Origin of the sequence: Cupriavidus sp. 2TAF22 (assembly GCF_052115045.1) — a bacterium.
In the GTDB taxonomy this organism is placed as follows: domain Bacteria; phylum Pseudomonadota; class Gammaproteobacteria; order Burkholderiales; family Burkholderiaceae; genus Cupriavidus.
The window spans coordinates 198,099-213,465 of the sequence record NZ_JBFRFX010000013.1 but is presented as its reverse complement, the minus strand read 5'-3'; the positions used below and the strand labels follow the sequence as shown (position 1 = coordinate 213,465).

Annotated in this window: 13 protein-coding genes; 12 read left to right on the top strand and 1 reads right to left on the bottom strand. The window is 67.1% G+C overall.

All coding sequences use genetic code 11. The features are described from left to right. Positions 1 to 109 precede the first annotated feature (109 nt). From AB4Z48_RS17355 to AB4Z48_RS17310, 10 genes are all read left to right on the top strand, one after another. A complete protein-coding gene (locus AB4Z48_RS17355) occupies positions 110 to 1,759 on the top strand; it encodes a benzoate-CoA ligase family protein (RefSeq protein ID WP_441616066.1) in 1,650 nt (549 codons plus the stop codon). 127 nt (positions 1,760 to 1,886) lie between these two features. Further along, entirely contained in the window at positions 1,887 to 2,702 is an 816-nt protein-coding gene (locus AB4Z48_RS17350) for an alpha/beta fold hydrolase (protein WP_441616064.1), read from the top strand. A gap of 154 nt (positions 2,703 to 2,856) precedes the next feature. Continuing rightward, positions 2,857 to 4,038 carry an ABC transporter substrate-binding protein gene (locus AB4Z48_RS17345; RefSeq protein ID WP_441616062.1) on the top strand — a complete coding sequence of 394 codons (1,182 nt, stop codon included), beginning with the start codon at positions 2,857 to 2,859 and terminating at the stop codon, positions 4,036 to 4,038. A 146-nt stretch (positions 4,039 to 4,184) separates the two neighbouring features. Then, complete coding sequence (locus AB4Z48_RS17340) at positions 4,185 to 5,051, top strand: branched-chain amino acid ABC transporter permease (RefSeq protein ID WP_441616060.1); 867 nt, start codon at positions 4,185 to 4,187, stop codon at positions 5,049 to 5,051. A gap of 87 nt (positions 5,052 to 5,138) precedes the next feature. Next, on the top strand, positions 5,139 to 6,083 hold the full coding sequence (locus tag AB4Z48_RS17335) for a branched-chain amino acid ABC transporter permease (protein WP_441616506.1): 945 nt from the start codon (positions 5,139 to 5,141) through the stop codon (positions 6,081 to 6,083). After that, complete coding sequence (locus AB4Z48_RS17330; RefSeq protein ID WP_441616059.1) at positions 6,080 to 6,889, top strand: ABC transporter ATP-binding protein; 810 nt, start codon at positions 6,080 to 6,082, stop codon at positions 6,887 to 6,889. The genes AB4Z48_RS17335 and AB4Z48_RS17330 overlap by 4 nt, the downstream gene beginning before the upstream one ends. Then, entirely contained in the window at positions 6,886 to 7,596 is a 711-nt protein-coding gene (locus AB4Z48_RS17325) for an ABC transporter ATP-binding protein (protein WP_441616057.1), read from the top strand. The genes AB4Z48_RS17330 and AB4Z48_RS17325 overlap by 4 nt, the downstream gene beginning before the upstream one ends. Before the next feature lie 360 nt (positions 7,597 to 7,956). Then, positions 7,957 to 9,855 carry a potassium transporter Kup gene (locus AB4Z48_RS17320; protein WP_441616055.1) on the top strand — a complete coding sequence of 633 codons (1,899 nt, stop codon included), beginning with the start codon at positions 7,957 to 7,959 and terminating at the stop codon, positions 9,853 to 9,855. A gap of 165 nt (positions 9,856 to 10,020) precedes the next feature. Further along, positions 10,021 to 10,281: a helix-turn-helix domain-containing protein gene (locus tag AB4Z48_RS17315; protein WP_441616053.1), complete on the top strand. Its 261-nt coding sequence runs from the start codon at positions 10,021 to 10,023 to the stop codon at positions 10,279 to 10,281. A gap of 10 nt (positions 10,282 to 10,291) precedes the next feature. Beyond that, positions 10,292 to 11,635 carry a type II toxin-antitoxin system HipA family toxin gene (locus AB4Z48_RS17310; RefSeq protein WP_441616051.1) on the top strand — a complete coding sequence of 448 codons (1,344 nt, stop codon included), beginning with the start codon at positions 10,292 to 10,294 and terminating at the stop codon, positions 11,633 to 11,635. Positions 11,636 to 11,646: 11 nt separating this feature from the next. Here the strand turns inward: AB4Z48_RS17310 and AB4Z48_RS17305 are convergent, their stop codons facing one another. Then, positions 11,647 to 13,998 carry a Tex family protein gene (locus AB4Z48_RS17305; protein ID WP_441616049.1) on the bottom strand — a complete coding sequence of 784 codons (2,352 nt, stop codon included), beginning with the start codon at positions 13,996 to 13,998 and terminating at the stop codon, positions 11,647 to 11,649. Between the two features lie 260 nt (positions 13,999 to 14,258). Here AB4Z48_RS17305 and AB4Z48_RS17300 point away from each other — a divergent pair, with 260 nt between their 5' ends. Together AB4Z48_RS17300 and AB4Z48_RS17295 are read left to right on the top strand one after the other, a co-directional pair. Continuing rightward, positions 14,259 to 14,978 carry a hypothetical protein gene (locus AB4Z48_RS17300; RefSeq protein WP_441616047.1) on the top strand — a complete coding sequence of 240 codons (720 nt, stop codon included), beginning with the start codon at positions 14,259 to 14,261 and terminating at the stop codon, positions 14,976 to 14,978. A 125-nt stretch (positions 14,979 to 15,103) separates the two neighbouring features. Then, on the top strand, positions 15,104 to 15,307 hold the full coding sequence (locus AB4Z48_RS17295; RefSeq protein WP_441616045.1) for a YdcH family protein: 204 nt from the start codon (positions 15,104 to 15,106) through the stop codon (positions 15,305 to 15,307). The last annotated feature ends 60 nt before the right edge of the window (positions 15,308 to 15,367 follow it).

Here is a 15,367-nt window from a genome sequence, read left to right as displayed (position 1 = left end):
CAATAAAATGCATTGTCAAAAGAAGCAGACAAGCACGCTGCCGAAAAAAACCGACTTCGTATCCCCGGGCGCCATGCGCATCCCGGGAACGGCACCGAGGAGTGGAGACATGACGCCCCCAGTTGCATCCCCGCAACCGCCGGCCGGAGCAGCCGTGGCCGCGCTGCCGGCCCGCTACAACGCGGCAGCCGACCTGCTCGGCCGCAACCTTGCCGCCGGCCGCGGCGCCAAGACCGCCTATATAGACGACACCGGTACGCTGAGCTTCGCGGCACTCGAGCAGCGTTGCCGCCGCTTCGCGTCGGCCCTGCTGGCCAGCGGCATACGCCCGGAGGAGCGCTTGCTGCTGTGCGCGCTCGACACCATCGATTTCCCCACGGCGTTCCTCGGCTGCCTGCTGGCCGGCGTGGTGCCGGTGGCCGTCAATACGTTGCTGACCGTCGACGACTACGCCTATATGCTGGAGCACAGCGGCGCGCGCGCCGTGGTGGTTTCGGCGCCACTGGCGGGCGTGCTGCGCCAAGCCGCCGCCAGGGCGGGCTGCGCGCCCGCATTTGTCCTCGCCGCGCCCGATGCCGATGATGACCGTGCCGCGCCGAGCGTGGCCGGCATGGCGGAGCAGGGCATCGCCCTGGCCGAGGCGGCCGCCACCCGCCAGGACGACATTGCCTTCTGGCTCTATTCATCCGGCTCCACCGGACGCCCGAAGGGCACGGTGCATACCCACGGCAACCTGTTCCATACCGCCGATCTCTATGCGCGCCAGGTGCTGGGCCTGCGCGAGGACGACGTGGTGTTTTCGGCGGCCAAGCTGTTCTTCGCCTATGGGCTTGGCAATGCGCTCACCTTTCCGCTTTCCGTGGGCGCCACCACCGTGCTGATGGCCGAGCGGCCCACGCCGCAGGCCGTGTTCCGCCGCCTGTGCGAGCAGCGCCCGACCGTGTTCTGCGGCGTGCCCACGCTCTACGCCGGCATGCTGGCGGCGGCCGAGCTGCCGCCGCGCGCGCAGGTCTCGCTGCGCGTGTGTACCTCGGCGGGCGAGGCGCTGCCCAGGGATATCGGCGACCGCTTCCTGGCGCATTTCGGCTGCGACATCCTCGACGGCATCGGCTCGACGGAGATGCTCCACATTTTCCTCTCGAACCGGCCCGGCGAGGTGCGCTACGGGACCACCGGCAAGCCGGTCCCGGGCTACGAGGTCAAGCTGCTCGACGAGGCGGGCCATCCGTGCGCGCCGGGCGAGATCGGCGACCTCTTCATCAAGGGACCCAGCGCCGCGCTGATGTACTGGGGCAACCGCGACAAGAGCCGCGACACCTTCGTGGGCGAATGGACGCGCAGCGGCGACAAGTACCTGCAGGACGCCGATGGCTATTTCATCTACGCGGGGCGCAGCGACGACATGCTCAAGGTAGGCGGCATCTATGTCTCGCCGTTCGAGGTGGAGGCCGTGCTGGCCCAGCATCCGGCGATACTCGAAGCCGCGGTGATCGGCGTGAGCGATGCCGACGGGCTGGTCAAGCCGAAGGCCTTCGTCGTGCCGCGGCCGGGCCAGCCCTGGCACGAGGGGATGGCCGCGGAGCTGCAAGCCTTCGTCAAGTCGCGCCTGGCGCCCTACAAATACCCGCGCCAGATCGAGTGCGTGGCGGAGCTGCCGAAGACCGCCACCGGCAAAATCCAGCGCTTCCGCCTGCGCCAGCGCGAAGAAGCCGCCGGCGCCGCCGAAGCCACCCGCCCGGCGCCGGCCGATGCGGGCTGACGGGCCGGGATCGGCAGCGCAAGGCAAGGACAGCGACGAGACAGCGACGAGACAGCGACGAGACAGCGACGAGACAGCGACGAGACAGCGACGAGACAGCGACAAGACAGCAACAACAGGCAGATGCATGCAAAGCGAGTTGGTTGAGATTCCCTTCGACGGCCGCCGTATCCGGGTGGAGGTGCAGTGGCTCAGGCCCGAACGGCGCGAACGCCCGCTGCTGGTCTTCCTGCACGAAGGCCTCGGTTCGGTCGGTTTGTGGCGCGACTATCCCGCCACGCTCTGCGAGGCCGGCGATTTTCGCGGCCTCGTGATCTCGCGCTACGGCTACGGCCGCGCGACGCCGCGCCCGGCCGAGGAAAAGTGGGGCGTCGATTTCATGCACCGCCAGGCGCGCGAGGCCTTGCCTGCGCTGTTCGATGCGCTGGACATCGGGCCTGGCCGCGGCCAGGGCGCGCCCTGGCTGTTCGGCCATAGCGACGGCGGCTCGATCGCGCTGATCCATGCGGCCAGCTTCCCCCAGGCGGTGGATGGCATCACCGTGCTGGCGCCGCACATCATCGTGGAAGACATCTCGGTCACCAGCATCCAGGCCACGCGCGAGGCCTACCTGCAGACCGACCTGCGCAGCAAGCTGGCGCGCTACCACGACGATGTGGATTCGGCCTTCTGGGGCTGGAACGACATCTGGCTCGACCCCGCCTTCCGCGCCTTCGACCTGCGCCCGCTGCTGGCACAACTGCGCTGCCCGGTACTGGCGGTGCAGGGCGAGGACGACGAGTACGGGACCATGGAACAGATCGAGGGTATCCATCGATATGCGCCGCAAACCGTGCTGCTTAAACTCGCGCGGTGCGGGCACTCGCCACATCGCGACCAGCCGGACCCGTTGACGCAGGCGGCAGTCCGGTTTATAACGACACATACTTCATACCTAAAATAATTTCGCGCCCCTGCGCGTCAGCCTGCGTTTCCTGCCATTGCGGTCATCCGTGGCGCCTTTGCGGCGCACGCCTGGCCGTCACGGTGCGGAGCCTGCCGGCGGGCGATGCATGCCACGGCGACGGAAGTCGGCTTGACCACCAGAGGAGACATCCATGCATCGCTTTACATCGCGCGGGCTGGCCCCCGCTTGCCTTGCCATCGCGGCATCCCTTGCCTTCGCCGGCGGCGCTGCCGCCCAGGGCACCGGCAAGATCAAGGTCGGGTTCATGCTGCCCTACACGGGCACCTACGCGTCGCTCGGCAATGCCATCGAGAACGGCTTCAAGATGTATGTGCAGGAGCAGGGCGGCAAGCTCGGCGGCCGGGAAATCGAATACTTCAAGGTCGACGACGAGTCCGATCCGGCCAAGGCGCCGGAGAATGCCACCAAGCTGATCAAGCGCGACCAGGTCGACGTGGTGGTGGGCACCGTGCATTCGGGCGTGCAGATGGGCATCGTCAAGGTGGCCAAGGAAAACAACACGCTGCTGATCATTCCCAACGCGGGCGTGGACGAAGCCACCGGCCCGCTGTGCGGCCCGAACATCTTCCGCTCCTCGTTCTCGAACTGGCAGCCCGGCTATGCCATGGGCCATGTGCTCGCCGATCGCGGCATGAAGAAGGTGGTCACGCTGACATGGAAGTACGCGGCCGGGGAGCAGTCGGTCAAGGGCTTCAAGGAGGCCTTCGAGGCCAAGGGCGGCAAGGTGGTGAAGGAGCTGAGCCTGCCGTTCCCCAATGTCGAGTTCCAGGCGCTGATCACCGAGGTGGCGTCGATCAAGCCGGACGCCGTGTTCGTGTTCTTCGCCGGCGGCGGCGCCGTGAAGTTCGTCAAGGACTGGGCCGCGGCTGGCCTCAAGGACAAGATCCCGCTGTACGCTTCGGGGTTCCTCACCGACGGCACGCTGGAGGCGCAGGGCCCGGCCGCGCAGGGCCTGGAAACCACGCTGCACTACGCCGACGGCCTGGCCAACCCGCGCGACCAGAGCTTCCGCCTGGGCTACGCCAAGACCTACAAGCTGCAGCCGGACGTCTACGCGGTGCAAGGCTACGACGCCGCCCAGCTGCTGGCCGCGGGGGCGAACGCGGTCAAGGGCGACATGGGCAAGAAGGCCGAGGTGATCAAGGCGATGGAGCAGACCCGGGTGGACAGCCCGCGCGGCTCCTTTACGCTGTCGAAGGCGCATAACCCGGTGCAGGACTTCTACCTGCGCAAGGTCGATGGCCGCGAGAACAAGATCGGCGGCATCGCCGTGAAGGCGCTGGCCGATCCGGCGCGCGGCTGCCGCCTCTGAGCGGCTGATGGCGGCTGACCGCCGCGGCCCGCCGATCGCGCGGTGGCGGGCCAAAGTCAGTTCCTCCGCGCCGCGTCCCCGCGCCAGCCGCGGGACGGCGCGGTCGCATACCGCAACTGCGTTGCCGCTTTGGCGCATGGGCATCCATGGATATCGTTTCCTTCTTCATACAGTGCCTTAACAGCATCCAGTACGGCTTGCTGCTCTTCCTCGTGGCGAGCGGCCTGACGCTGATCTTCGGCATCATGGGCGTGATCAACCTCGCCCATGGCAGCTTCTACATGCTGGGCGCCTACCTGGCCTTCACGCTGGCCGGGCTGACCGGCAACCTGCTGGTCGCCATCCCGCTGGGCATCGTGCTGGCGGTAGCATTCGGCTATGTGCTTGAGTGGGTGTTCTTCAGCTATCTCTATCAGCGCGAGCACCTGCAGCAGGTGCTGATGACCTACGGCCTGATCCTGGTCTTCGAGGAAATGCGCAGCATCCTGGTGGACGACGACGTCCACGGTGTCACCGTGCCGCCCATCCTCGACTGGGCGCTGCCGATCGGCAACGACATGACCTATCCGGTCTATCGCCTGTTCATCTCGGCGATCTGCCTGCTGGTGGCGGCCGCCATGTACGTGGTGATCCGTCGCACGCGCCTGGGCATGATGATCCGCGCCGGCGCCACCAACCGGGAGATGGTGCAGTCGCTCGGCATCAACGTGACGGTGCTGTACCGGTTCGTGTTCGCGCTCGGCGTGGCGCTGGCGGTGCTGGCCGGCATGATCGCCGCGCCGGTGTCCTCGGTCTACCCGGGCATGGGCGGCCAGGTGCTGATCGTGTGCTTCGTGGTGGTGGTGATCGGCGGCATCGGCTCTGTCAAGGGCGCCATGGTGGCGTCGCTGCTGCTGGGTTTCGTCGATACCTTCGGCAAGGTGTTCTGGCAGGAGGCCTCGGGCGTGCTGGTCTACCTGCTGATGGCACTCATCCTGCTCTGGAAACCCCAGGGCTTGTTCAAGGCGGGGTAGGAAGATATGCCGAGCGATATCAATGCACTGGATGGCGCGCCGCGCGTGCGTGCCGGGGCCGTGCCCTGGCGCGGCGGGCTGGGCTGGATGGCGGTGTTCGCGGCGCTGGCCGTGATGCCGCTGCTGCTGGGCGCGGAAGGGCAGCGCTTCTATATCGAGCTGCTCAGCAAGGTCATGATCATGGCGATCTTCGCGCTGTCGCTGCAGCTGCTGATCGGCTACACCGGGCTGGTCAGCCTGGGACACGCGGCCTATTTCGCGGTGGCGGCCTACGCTACCGCGATACTGGCGCCGCAGGCCGGTCCCGGCAACGGCTGGCTGCTGCTGCTAGGCGCGCTCGGCGCGGCGGCGGCGCTGGCGCTGGTGGTGGGCGCGCTGGTGCTGCGCACGCGCGGCATCTATTTCATCATGGTCACGCTGGCCTTCGCCCAGATGGTGTTCTTCGTGTTCCACGACACCAAGATCGCAGGCGGCAGCGACGGCACCTATATCTATTTCCGGCCCGAGTTCGATCTGCTGGGCGCGCGTCCGTTCGACGTCAACGACGTCGCGCATTTCTACTGGCTGGTGCTCGGCGCGCTGGTGCTGACGGTGGCGGGGCTGGCGCTGGTGCTGCGCTCGCGCTTCGGCCACGCGCTGGTGGGCATCCGGCACAACGAGCAGCGCATGCGCGCGGCGGGCTATGCCACCTACCGCTACCAGCTCGGCGCCTTCGTGGTGGCCGGGACCTTCGCCGGGCTGGCAGGCTACCTGTATGCGATCCAGTATGGCTTCGTCAACCCGGAAATCGCATCCTGGCACCAGTCTGGCAATGCCATGCTGATGGTGATCCTGGGCGGGGCGGGCAGCCTGGCCGGCGCGGTACTGGGCGCCTTTTCCTTCGTCTTGCTGGCGGAATGGTTCAGCACGCTGACCAAGCACTGGCAATTGCTGATGGGCGGCTTCATCATCGTGGCGGTGGCCTTGCTGCCGCACGGGCTGATCAGCCTGGCGCGCGTGTTCGCGCGCCGCCGCCAAGGAGAATCGCGATGAACGCACCGGTCTTGTCGGCCCGCAAGCTGACGCGCCGCTTCGGCGGACTCACGGCAGTGGGCGACGTGGATATCGACCTCGCCCTGCATGAGATCCACGCCGTGATCGGCACCAACGGCGCTGGCAAGTCCACGCTGATCAATATGCTTTCCGGCGAGCTGCCGCCGTCCTCGGGCACCCTGCGGCTGCAGGGGCGCGATGTGACCGGGTGGGCGCAGCCGCGGCTGGCGCGCGAGGGCATTGGCCGCAGCTACCAGCGCAACAATATCTTCCTGCCGCTGACGGTGCGCGAGAACTGCCGCCTCGCGGCGCAGTCGCGCGCCCAGCGCGCATGGCGCCTGTGGGAGGGCGCGCAGCGCTGCCGCACCAGCCGGGCGCTGGGCGACGAGGCGATGGATTGCGCCGGCCTGGCCGGCTGTGCCGATACCTTGGCCGCCGCCTTGTCACACGGCCAGAAGCGCCAGCTGGAGGTGGCCATGTGCCTGGCCACGCAGCCCACCGTGCTGTTGCTGGACGAGCCGCTGGCGGGCATGGGCGCGGAGGAGTCGGCGCGCATGCTGGCACTGCTGCGCTCGCTGCGCGACGGCCACGCGGTGCTGCTCGTCGAGCATGACATGGAAGCGGTGTTCTCGGTCGCCGACCGGATCACGGTGATGGTCAACGGCACCGTGATCGCCTCCGGCGAGCCGGACGCGATCCGCGTCAACCGGGAGGTGCAACAGGCATACCTGGGGGAAGAGGACGACCACGGGGGAGCCCACGCAGGCGGGCAGCAGCGCGCGGCATGCAAGGAGCAGGCAGCATGAGCGAAATGATCGCAGCCACCGGCGTGAACGCCTGGTACGGCAGCAGCCATGTCCTGCGCGGCATCGATTTCAGCGTCGGCAAGGGCGAAACGGTGGGCTTGCTCGGCCGCAACGGCATGGGCAAGAGCACGCTGCTGCGGACCCTGCTCGGGCATGTGCGGCAGCGCCAGGGCACCGTCTTCGCCGGCGGGCGCGATGTCTCGCGTGCCCAGCCGTATGAGGTGGCGCGGCTGGGGGTGGCCTACGTGCCCGAGGGGCGCGGTATCTTCCCCAATCTCTCGGTGCGCGAGAACCTGGTGATGGCGGCCCGCAAGGGACCGTCCGGCCGGCTCGACTGGGACGAGGCCAGGGTGCTTGATCTGTTCCCCCGCCTCAAGGAGCGCCTCGCTCACGGTGGGCAGCAGTTGTCCGGCGGCGAGCAGCAGATGCTTTCGATCGGCCGCGCGCTCATGACCAATCCCGACTGCCTGATCCTCGACGAAGCCACCGAGGGCCTGGCACCGCGCATCGTGGCGGAAATCTGGCAGGTGATCGCCACCGTGCGCGCTACCGGCATCGCCTCGGTCGTGGTGGACCGCAACTTCCGCACCGTGCTGGCCAATGCCGACCGCGTGGTGGTGCTGGAGAAGGGCCTGGTGGTCATGAACGGGCCCGCGGCGGAGCTGTCCGCGCAGCCAGGCGTGCTGGACCGCTACCTCGGCGTATAGATGTGGATTAAGAGGCATGTTTTGTGGCGACGCAGCAACGGCATGCCCGCGCGGCCCTGCCAGGAATTGGTGCGCTGGCGCGCGCAAGCGCTTGACCGGGCGGGGCTTCCCTCGCATGCTTGACCAGTCACCGGCTCGAGGCAGGTTCTCAAGGCAGGATGCTCCCCAGTGGTCGTCTCCCGGCACTTCATCTAGAATGGCGCGCGTTTGTGCAATGCAATAGCGTGACGGGGTTCTGTTGCCCGTTTCGCACGTTTCGCCCGTTTCGCCTGTTTCGGCCGCTTTGCCAGTTCCGCCAGTCATGGCGGTCCGGCCAGGCGCCGGAAGCGTTGCGCGAGCCTTTCAACCAGACCCATATCCATGACCCAGACCGCAACCAGTCATTATTTCGTCGAAAGCCCTAGCAAGCGTGCACTGGTGATCGGCGCGATCGGCGTCGTCTTTGGCGATATCGGTACCAGCCCGCTGTACTCGCTCAAAGAGTGCTTCAGCGCCGAGCACGGCATTCCCTTCAGCGCAGACGCGGTACTGGGCATCATCTCGATGCTGTTCTGGGCCATGACCATCGTGGTGTCCATCAAGTACGTGATGTTCGTCATGCGGGCCGACAACGATGGCGAAGGCGGCGTGCTGGCGCTGATGGCGCTGGCCCTGCGCACGGCTGCGCCACGCTCCAGGACGGCCAAGATGCTGATGATGCTGGGCATCTTCGGCGCCTGCATGTTCTATGGCGATGCGGTCATCACCCCCGCCATTTCCGTGCTTTCCGCGGTGGAGGGGCTGGAGATCGCGGCGCCAGGCCTGTCGCATTTCGTCATCCCGATCACGCTGGTGATCCTGGTGGCGCTGTTCATGATCCAGCGCAGCGGCACCAGCGCGGTGGGCAAGCTGTTCGGGCCGATCATGATCGTCTGGTTCTTGGCCCTGGGCGCGCTTGGCCTGTATAACCTGGTGGGCGTGCCGTCGGTCCTGCTGGCCGTCAACCCGCTCTATGGCGTGCGCTTCCTGACGGAGCATTCGCTGCAGGCCTTCGTGGTGCTGGGCTCGGTGTTCCTGGTGCTGACCGGCGCGGAAGCCCTGTATGTGGACATGGGGCATTTCGGCAGGCGCCCGATCAGCTTGGGCTGGTTCGTGCTGGTGATGCCTTGCCTGATGCTCAACTATTTCGGCCAGGGCGCGATGCTCCTGCAGAACCCGGCGGCCATCCAGAATCCCTTCTACCTGATGGTCCCGGAGCCACTGCTGCTGCCGATGGTGTTGCTGGCCACCTGCGCCACCGTGATCGCCTCGCAGGCCGTCATCTCGGGCGCATTCTCGCTGACCAGCCAGGCCATCCAGCTTGGTTTCGTGCCGCGCATGCGCATCCGCTACACCTCCGCCGCCGAGATCGGCCAGATCTACCTGCCGGTGATCAACTGGATCCTGCTGGTCCTGGTCGTGGCCGTGGTGCTGGCATTCAAGAAGTCGGAGAACCTTGCCGCCGCCTACGGCATCGCGGTGACGACCACGATGGTGATCACCACCTTCCTGGCCGCCGTGGTGATGCGCAATGTGTGGAAGTGGAACCCCGTCCTGGTGACGGTGATCGGACTGACCTTCCTGCTGGTCGACCTGGCTTTCTTCGCGGCCAACCTGCTCAAGGTCGCCGAAGGCGGCTGGTTCCCGCTGCTGATGGGCGGCACCGCCTTCTTCCTGCTGATGACCTGGCACAGCGGCCGCAAGCTGCTGCGCGCCCGCAGCCTGGAAGACGGCATCCCGCTCGAGCCGTTCATCGGCGGGCTGCTGGCGCATCCGCCACATCGCGTCGAAGGCACGGCCGTGTTCCTGACCGGCAATACCGAATCGGTGCCGGTTTCGCTGCTGCACAATCTCAAGCACAACCGCGTGCTGCACGAGCGCGTGGTGTTCCTGAGCTTTGTCACGCGCGACATCCCCTTCGTGGACGACGATCACCGCCTGATCTGCAAGGATCTGGGCGGCGGCGTCTTTGTCCTCAAGTCCGAGTACGGCTTCAAGGAGACCCCGGACGTGCAGCGCGTGCTGGATCTCGCGCAGCGCAAGCTCAATATGCAATTCGAGTTGATGGAAACTTCCTTCTTCATCGCCCGCGAATCGGTGATTCCCTCGAAGCTGCCGGGCATGTCGATGTGGCGCGAAAGCCTGTTTGCCTGGATGCATCAGAACGGCGCCAAGCCGTCTGACTTCTTCCAGATCCCGGCCAATCGGGTGGTGGAGCTGGGGACGAAGGTAGAGATCTGATCCGGTTCGGCGCCAGGAGCCCGGCATTTGATGCCCATGGGCTACAGAATACGGGCTTTCCCCCAATTTTGTAGCCCGAAGGCATCAGGATTGACCTTTTATTTTGTCGCCCACCGGCTACAATAAAACGGTTTTCGAACTGTTTTGATGCTCGGGGGCTACAGAATGACAACCATGGCCGATGTCGGCGAGATGCTTCGCGAGGTCCGCCGCGAAGCCGGCCTGTCCCAGCAGGAACTGGCCGACCGCGCCGGGGTGGCACGCACTACCGTCGCCCGCATGGAAACCCTCGCCCGCGGCGATATGAGCGTCTCCGCGCTGGTCAGGCTGCTCGAATCGGCCGGCTACGACCTCAAGGTGGTCAGGCATGGCCACGGCCGCACCCTCGACGACATCCTGGCCGAGCAGCGCGAGACGCCGCAATGAGGGTGCTGCCATGAGGCTCGATGTCCATGTCATGCGGCGGCGCGTCGCCACGCTCTACCGCGAGCGCGACGAATACGTGCTCAAGTATCTCGCGCAGGCACAGCCGCAAGACTTCGTCTCGCTTGCCATGCCGGTGCGCGAAGAGCCCTGGCGCTGGCCGCGCGACCTGCATCCCTTCTTTCGCCAGAACCTGCCCGAGGGCTTCCTGCTCAACCTGATCCGCGAGCAGTTCGGGCCTTTGCTCGACGGCACCGATCTGTCGCTGCTGGCGGTGGTGGGTGCCATGGGCATCGGCCGCGTCACGGTCACGCCGGAGGGCGTGGCGCCCGGCACGGAACTGCAGGGGCTGGACGTGCAGCGTATCCTGCACGGTGACAACACCGAAGCGCATTTCGCGGCCCTGGTCAGGGAATATGCCCGCGCGGCCATTTCCGGCGCGGTGCCGAAATTCATCGCGCCGGACGCGCGTGACGAGGAGGCGATGCCGCTTGGCAAGCCCACCTTGCGCACCAGCCGCTATATCGTCAAGGGATCGGACGACAGCACGCCGTTCCTCGGTTTCAACGAGTTCCATTCGATGCGCGTGCTCGAGCGCCTGGGCGTGGTGCCGGTGGCCGCCACGCGCATGTCGGACGATGGCCGCGCGCTGGTGGTCGAGCGTTTCGACGTGGATGAAGCGGGCCTGCCGGTGTACGGCGTGGAAGACATGTGCGGCCTGCTCGGCTTGCCGCCGCACGAGAAGTACGCTGCCACCACGGAGAAGGTGCTGGCGGCGGCCCGCTCCTACCTGGCGCGCGATGCCTTGCAGGCACAGATGGAACACCTGGCCTGGCATCTGCTGGTCAACTATGTGGTGCGCAATGCCGATTGCCACGCGAAGAACATCGCGCTGTACTACTCGGGCGTGGACGATGTGAGGTTCACCCCGGTCTACGACATCGTCACGACCCAGGCCTACCCGCGCTACGCCAGCAACCCGCCCGGACTCTTCATCGACGGACGCAAGACCTGGGCGGCAGGCAAGGCGCTGGAGCGGTTGCTGAACACACGCATGGGCATCGCGCCGCGCCGCTATGCGGCCATGGTCGAGGCGTTGTGCGATTCGGCGGTGGCGGTCGGCCATGAACTCATCGCGGCGTCGCGCAACGAGCCGCAATGGCGAGACGTGGCCAAGCAGATGCTGCACGCGTGGAACGACGGCATGGAGTCGCTGCGCAGCGCGCGCAGGAATGCCGGCTTGCGGCAACTGTCGCCGGCCATCGAGGCGGCCGGTTTCTCTGACCCGGAGCCGGCGCACAAGACGGGGACCGTGATCGGACGGTCCGGCCTGATGGGCAAGCGAGGGGGGCGGTAGCCCCCCGCCTTTCAGCGCTTGAGCTTGGCGAAGGCGGCCGCCATCGCGCCGCTCGGCTCGGCTTCCCGGCGTCCGCCGCCAGCGCCCTTGTTCTGGCCCTGGCGCGGCGCGTTGCCGCGCTCGCCCTGGCCGGCACGCGCCGGGCCCTGGCCGGGTTCGTCGTCGAGCCGCATGCTCAGCCCGATCCGGTTGCGCTTGACGTCCACCTCCATCACCTTGACCTTGACGATCTGGCCGGCCTTGACCGCCTCGTGCGCATCCTTGATGAACTTGGTGGACAGCGCCGAGATGTGGACCAGGCCATCCTGGTGCACGCCGATATCGACGAACGCGCCGAAGGCGGCCACGTTGGTGACCACGCCTTCGAGCACCATGCCCGGCTGCAGGTCCTTGATGTCTTCCACGCCGTCCTGGAAGGTGGCGGTCTTGAACTCGGGGCGCGGATCGCGGCCGGGCTTTTCCAGCTCGGACAGGATGTCGCGCACCGTCGGCAGGCCGAAGGTCTCGTCGGTGAAAGCCGTCGGCGACAGGCCGCGCAAGGCTTCGCGGTTGCCCATCACGTCGGGCAGGCCCTTCTTGATGTGTTCGAGGATGCGCGTGACCACCGGGTAGGCTTCGGGGTGGACCGAGGAACGGTCCAGCGGGTTGTCGCCATCGTTGACGCGCAGGAAGCCGGCGGCCTGCTCGAAGGTCTTGTCGCCCAGGCGCGGCACCTTCTTGAGGGCATCGCGGTTGGGGAAGGCGCCGTTGGCGTCACGGTAGTCGACGATATTGCGCGCCAGCACCGTGTTCAGGCCCGACACGCGCGCCAGCAGCGGGGCCGAGGCGGTGTTGACGTCCACGCCCACGGCGTTCACGCAATCCTCGACCACGGCGTCCAGCGCGCGCGCCAGCTCGCGCTGGTTGACGTCATGCTGGTACTGGCCCACGCCAATCGACTTGGGGTCGATCTTCACCAGTTCCGCCAGCGGGTCTTGCAGGCGGCGCGCGATCGAGACCGCGCCGCGGATCGACACGTCGAGGTCGGGGAATTCCTTGGCCGCCAGCTCGGATGCCGAGTAGACCGAAGCGCCTGCCTCGCTGACCACGATCTTGGTCAGCTTGGCTTCGGGCAATTGCTTCATGAGGTCCTGCACCAGCTTGTCGGTCTCGCGGCTGGCGGTGCCGTTGCCGATCGAGACCAGCATCACGTTGTGCTGGCGGGCCAGGCGCGCCAGCGTGGCGAGCGAGCCGTTCCAGTCGCGGCGCGGCTCGTGCGGGTAGATGGTGGCGGTGTCGATCAGCTTGCCGGTGGTGTCGACCACGGCGATCTTGCAGCCGGTGCGGATACCCGGGTCGATGCCCATCACGGACTTCGGGCCCGCCGGCGCGGCCAGCAACAGTTCATGCAGGTTGCGGCCGAACACCTTGATGGCCTCGTTCTCGGCGCTCTCGCGCACCTGCGTCAGCAGTTCGGTTTCCAGGTGCGGCTGCACCTTGACGCGCCAGCACCAGCGGCAGACGTCGCCGAGCCACTTGTCGGCCGGGCGGTTCTGGTTCTGGATGCCGAAATGGCGCGCGATCATGCCTTCGCACGGATGCGGCACCAGCGCGTCCTGTTCTTCGCCGAGGCCCAGCTTGACCATCAGCACGCCGGCATTGCGGCCACGGAACAGCGCCAGCGCGCGGTGCGACGGCACGGTGCGGATGGTTTCGCTGTACTGGTAGTAGTCGCGGAATTTTTCTTCTTCGGCGTTTTCCTTGCCTTCCATCACGGAAGAACTGACCAGGCCGTTGCTCCACAGGTGCTCGCGCAGCTTGCCGAGCAACTCGGCGGTCTCGCCGAACTGCTCGGAGAGGATGTCGCGCGCGCCGTCCAGCGCGGCCTTGACGTCGGGCACGCCGCCGTCGGCGGTGGGGTTGCCGTTGACGTATTTGGCGGCCTCGGCCTGCGGATCCAGCGTGGGGTCGGCCAGCAGCGCCTGGGCCAGCGGCTCCAGCCCGCATTCGCGTGCGATCTGGGCGCGCGTGCGGCGCTTGGGCTTGTAGGGCAGGTAGAGGTCTTCCAGCGTCTGCTTGGTCTCGGCGCCTTCGATGGCGGCGCGCAGCTCGGGCGTGAGCTTGCCCTGTTCCTCGATGGAGGCCAGGATGGCGGCGCGGCGCTCTTCCATCTCGCGCAGGTAGAGCAGGCGCTCTTCCAGCGTACGCAGATGCGTGTCGTCCAGGTTGCCGGTCACTTCCTTGCGGTAGCGGGCGATAAAAGGCACGGTCGCGCCTTCGTCGAGCAGTTCAACGGCCGCCGCCACCTGGCGGGGCTGGACGGACAGTTCGGCCGCGATGAGCGACACGATCTTTTGCGTGACGGAAGCTGGCAGTTTGGACATCAGGAAAACAGTCAGTCGAAAGCGGGGCATTTTGCCACAAGCGCGACGCGGCGAGACGCGGTGCGCGCAAGCCGGCGTGGTGCCGCCACGCCGGCATGCGGCCGGCGTGATATCAATGCGGCCCGGGTGCGGCCCCGGTGCGGCCCCAGTGGGGCAACAAGCAGGCCGGATGTTAGAATCGGGGCATGATCGTCAAGCCACATCCGGCCGCTTGCGCGCCCGCGTTCCCAGCCCTTCGCGCTACCCGCGCGGCGACCCGCATGCCTCGCTCGCTGCGGGCTCACTTCATCCTGCTGGTTGCCAGCGCGGCAGCCTTGCTGGCGCCGGTGCCGGGCGCCGCGCAGAGTGCTGCGCCTGCCGCCGAAGCTGCAGCGCCGCAGGCGCCGCCCCGGGACTTCGCCGCCGAGCGCAAGGCCATCAACGATTCGCGCGACTGGACCAACTACCGCTACGGCCAGGCGGCGCACGATTGCTACGCCAAGTTCTTCGTCACGCACTGCGTGGACAAGGCCAAGGACGTGCAGCGCGCGGAACTGCAGGTGCTGCGCAAGCGCGAGCTCGAGGTGGGCGATGCGGAGCGCGCGTTCAAGGCGGTCGAGCGCGATCGCGAACAGGCCATCCGGCGTGCCGAATACGAGGCCGATCAACCCAAGCGCCAGGCCAACGAGCAGGCCAGCCGCGCGAGCTTCGAGCGCAAGCAGCAGGAGCAGCAGCTGCGCGACGCCGAGCACCAGGCGGGCGCCCCGCAGCGCGCAGCCAATGCGCAGGCCTATGACAAGAAGCAGGCCGACTTCGATGCCCGCGTCAGGCAAGCGCAGGAGCAGGGCGCGCAGAAGGCGCAGCAGCGGCAAGAGAACGTAAAGGCCTTCGAGGCCAAGCAGCACGACGCCGAACAACGGCAGAAGGATGTCGACGAGCGTCGCGCCAAGGCCAAGGAGCAGCAAGGGCCGGCGTCCGCGCCGCGGCCCTTCGGTTTCTGAGCGGTGCGAGCCGCGCCCACGGCCGGGGGCAATACCGGCGACAATAGCCTGATTGGCGACAACAGCCGGTGCCCGACACCATGCCGGCCCGCCGGCGCCAGCGCCGGCATTGAGCGGGGGAGCCCATGGACCGCAATCTGAATACCCTGGAGCGACAGATCATGGAGTTGCAGATCGAACATCGCGATCTCGACTACCTGATCGACCGCATGGCGGCTGACGCCACCCATGACGAACTGCAGATGCGGCGCCTGAAAAAGCGCCGTCTCAAGCTCAAGGATGCGATCACGCTGCTCCAGTTGCAGCTCGAGCCGGACGTGCCGGCCTGACCTGATCACCTTGCCATTCCTCTCATCCCCGGGCCGGCGCTGAGCCGGCTCGCCAGAAAG

Coding starts and splice junctions, on each gene's coding strand:
- AB4Z48_RS17355 (WP_441616066.1), top strand. CDS start 110: ATGACGCCCCCAGTTGCATCCCCGCAACCGCCGGCCGGAGCAGCCGTG.
- AB4Z48_RS17350 (WP_441616064.1), top strand. CDS start 1,887: ATGCAAAGCGAGTTGGTTGAGATTCCCTTCGACGGCCGCCGTATCCGG.
- AB4Z48_RS17345 (WP_441616062.1), top strand. CDS start 2,857: ATGCATCGCTTTACATCGCGCGGGCTGGCCCCCGCTTGCCTTGCCATC.
- AB4Z48_RS17340 (WP_441616060.1), top strand. CDS start 4,185: ATGGATATCGTTTCCTTCTTCATACAGTGCCTTAACAGCATCCAGTAC.
- AB4Z48_RS17335 (WP_441616506.1), top strand. CDS start 5,139: ATGGCGGTGTTCGCGGCGCTGGCCGTGATGCCGCTGCTGCTGGGCGCG.
- AB4Z48_RS17330 (WP_441616059.1), top strand. CDS start 6,080: ATGAACGCACCGGTCTTGTCGGCCCGCAAGCTGACGCGCCGCTTCGGC.
- AB4Z48_RS17325 (WP_441616057.1), top strand. CDS start 6,886: ATGAGCGAAATGATCGCAGCCACCGGCGTGAACGCCTGGTACGGCAGC.
- AB4Z48_RS17320 (WP_441616055.1), top strand. CDS start 7,957: ATGACCCAGACCGCAACCAGTCATTATTTCGTCGAAAGCCCTAGCAAG.
- AB4Z48_RS17315 (WP_441616053.1), top strand. CDS start 10,021: ATGACAACCATGGCCGATGTCGGCGAGATGCTTCGCGAGGTCCGCCGC.
- AB4Z48_RS17310 (WP_441616051.1), top strand. CDS start 10,292: ATGAGGCTCGATGTCCATGTCATGCGGCGGCGCGTCGCCACGCTCTAC.
- AB4Z48_RS17305 (WP_441616049.1), bottom strand. CDS start 13,998: ATGTCCAAACTGCCAGCTTCCGTCACGCAAAAGATCGTGTCGCTCATC.
- AB4Z48_RS17300 (WP_441616047.1), top strand. CDS start 14,259: ATGCCTCGCTCGCTGCGGGCTCACTTCATCCTGCTGGTTGCCAGCGCG.
- AB4Z48_RS17295 (WP_441616045.1), top strand. CDS start 15,104: ATGGACCGCAATCTGAATACCCTGGAGCGACAGATCATGGAGTTGCAG.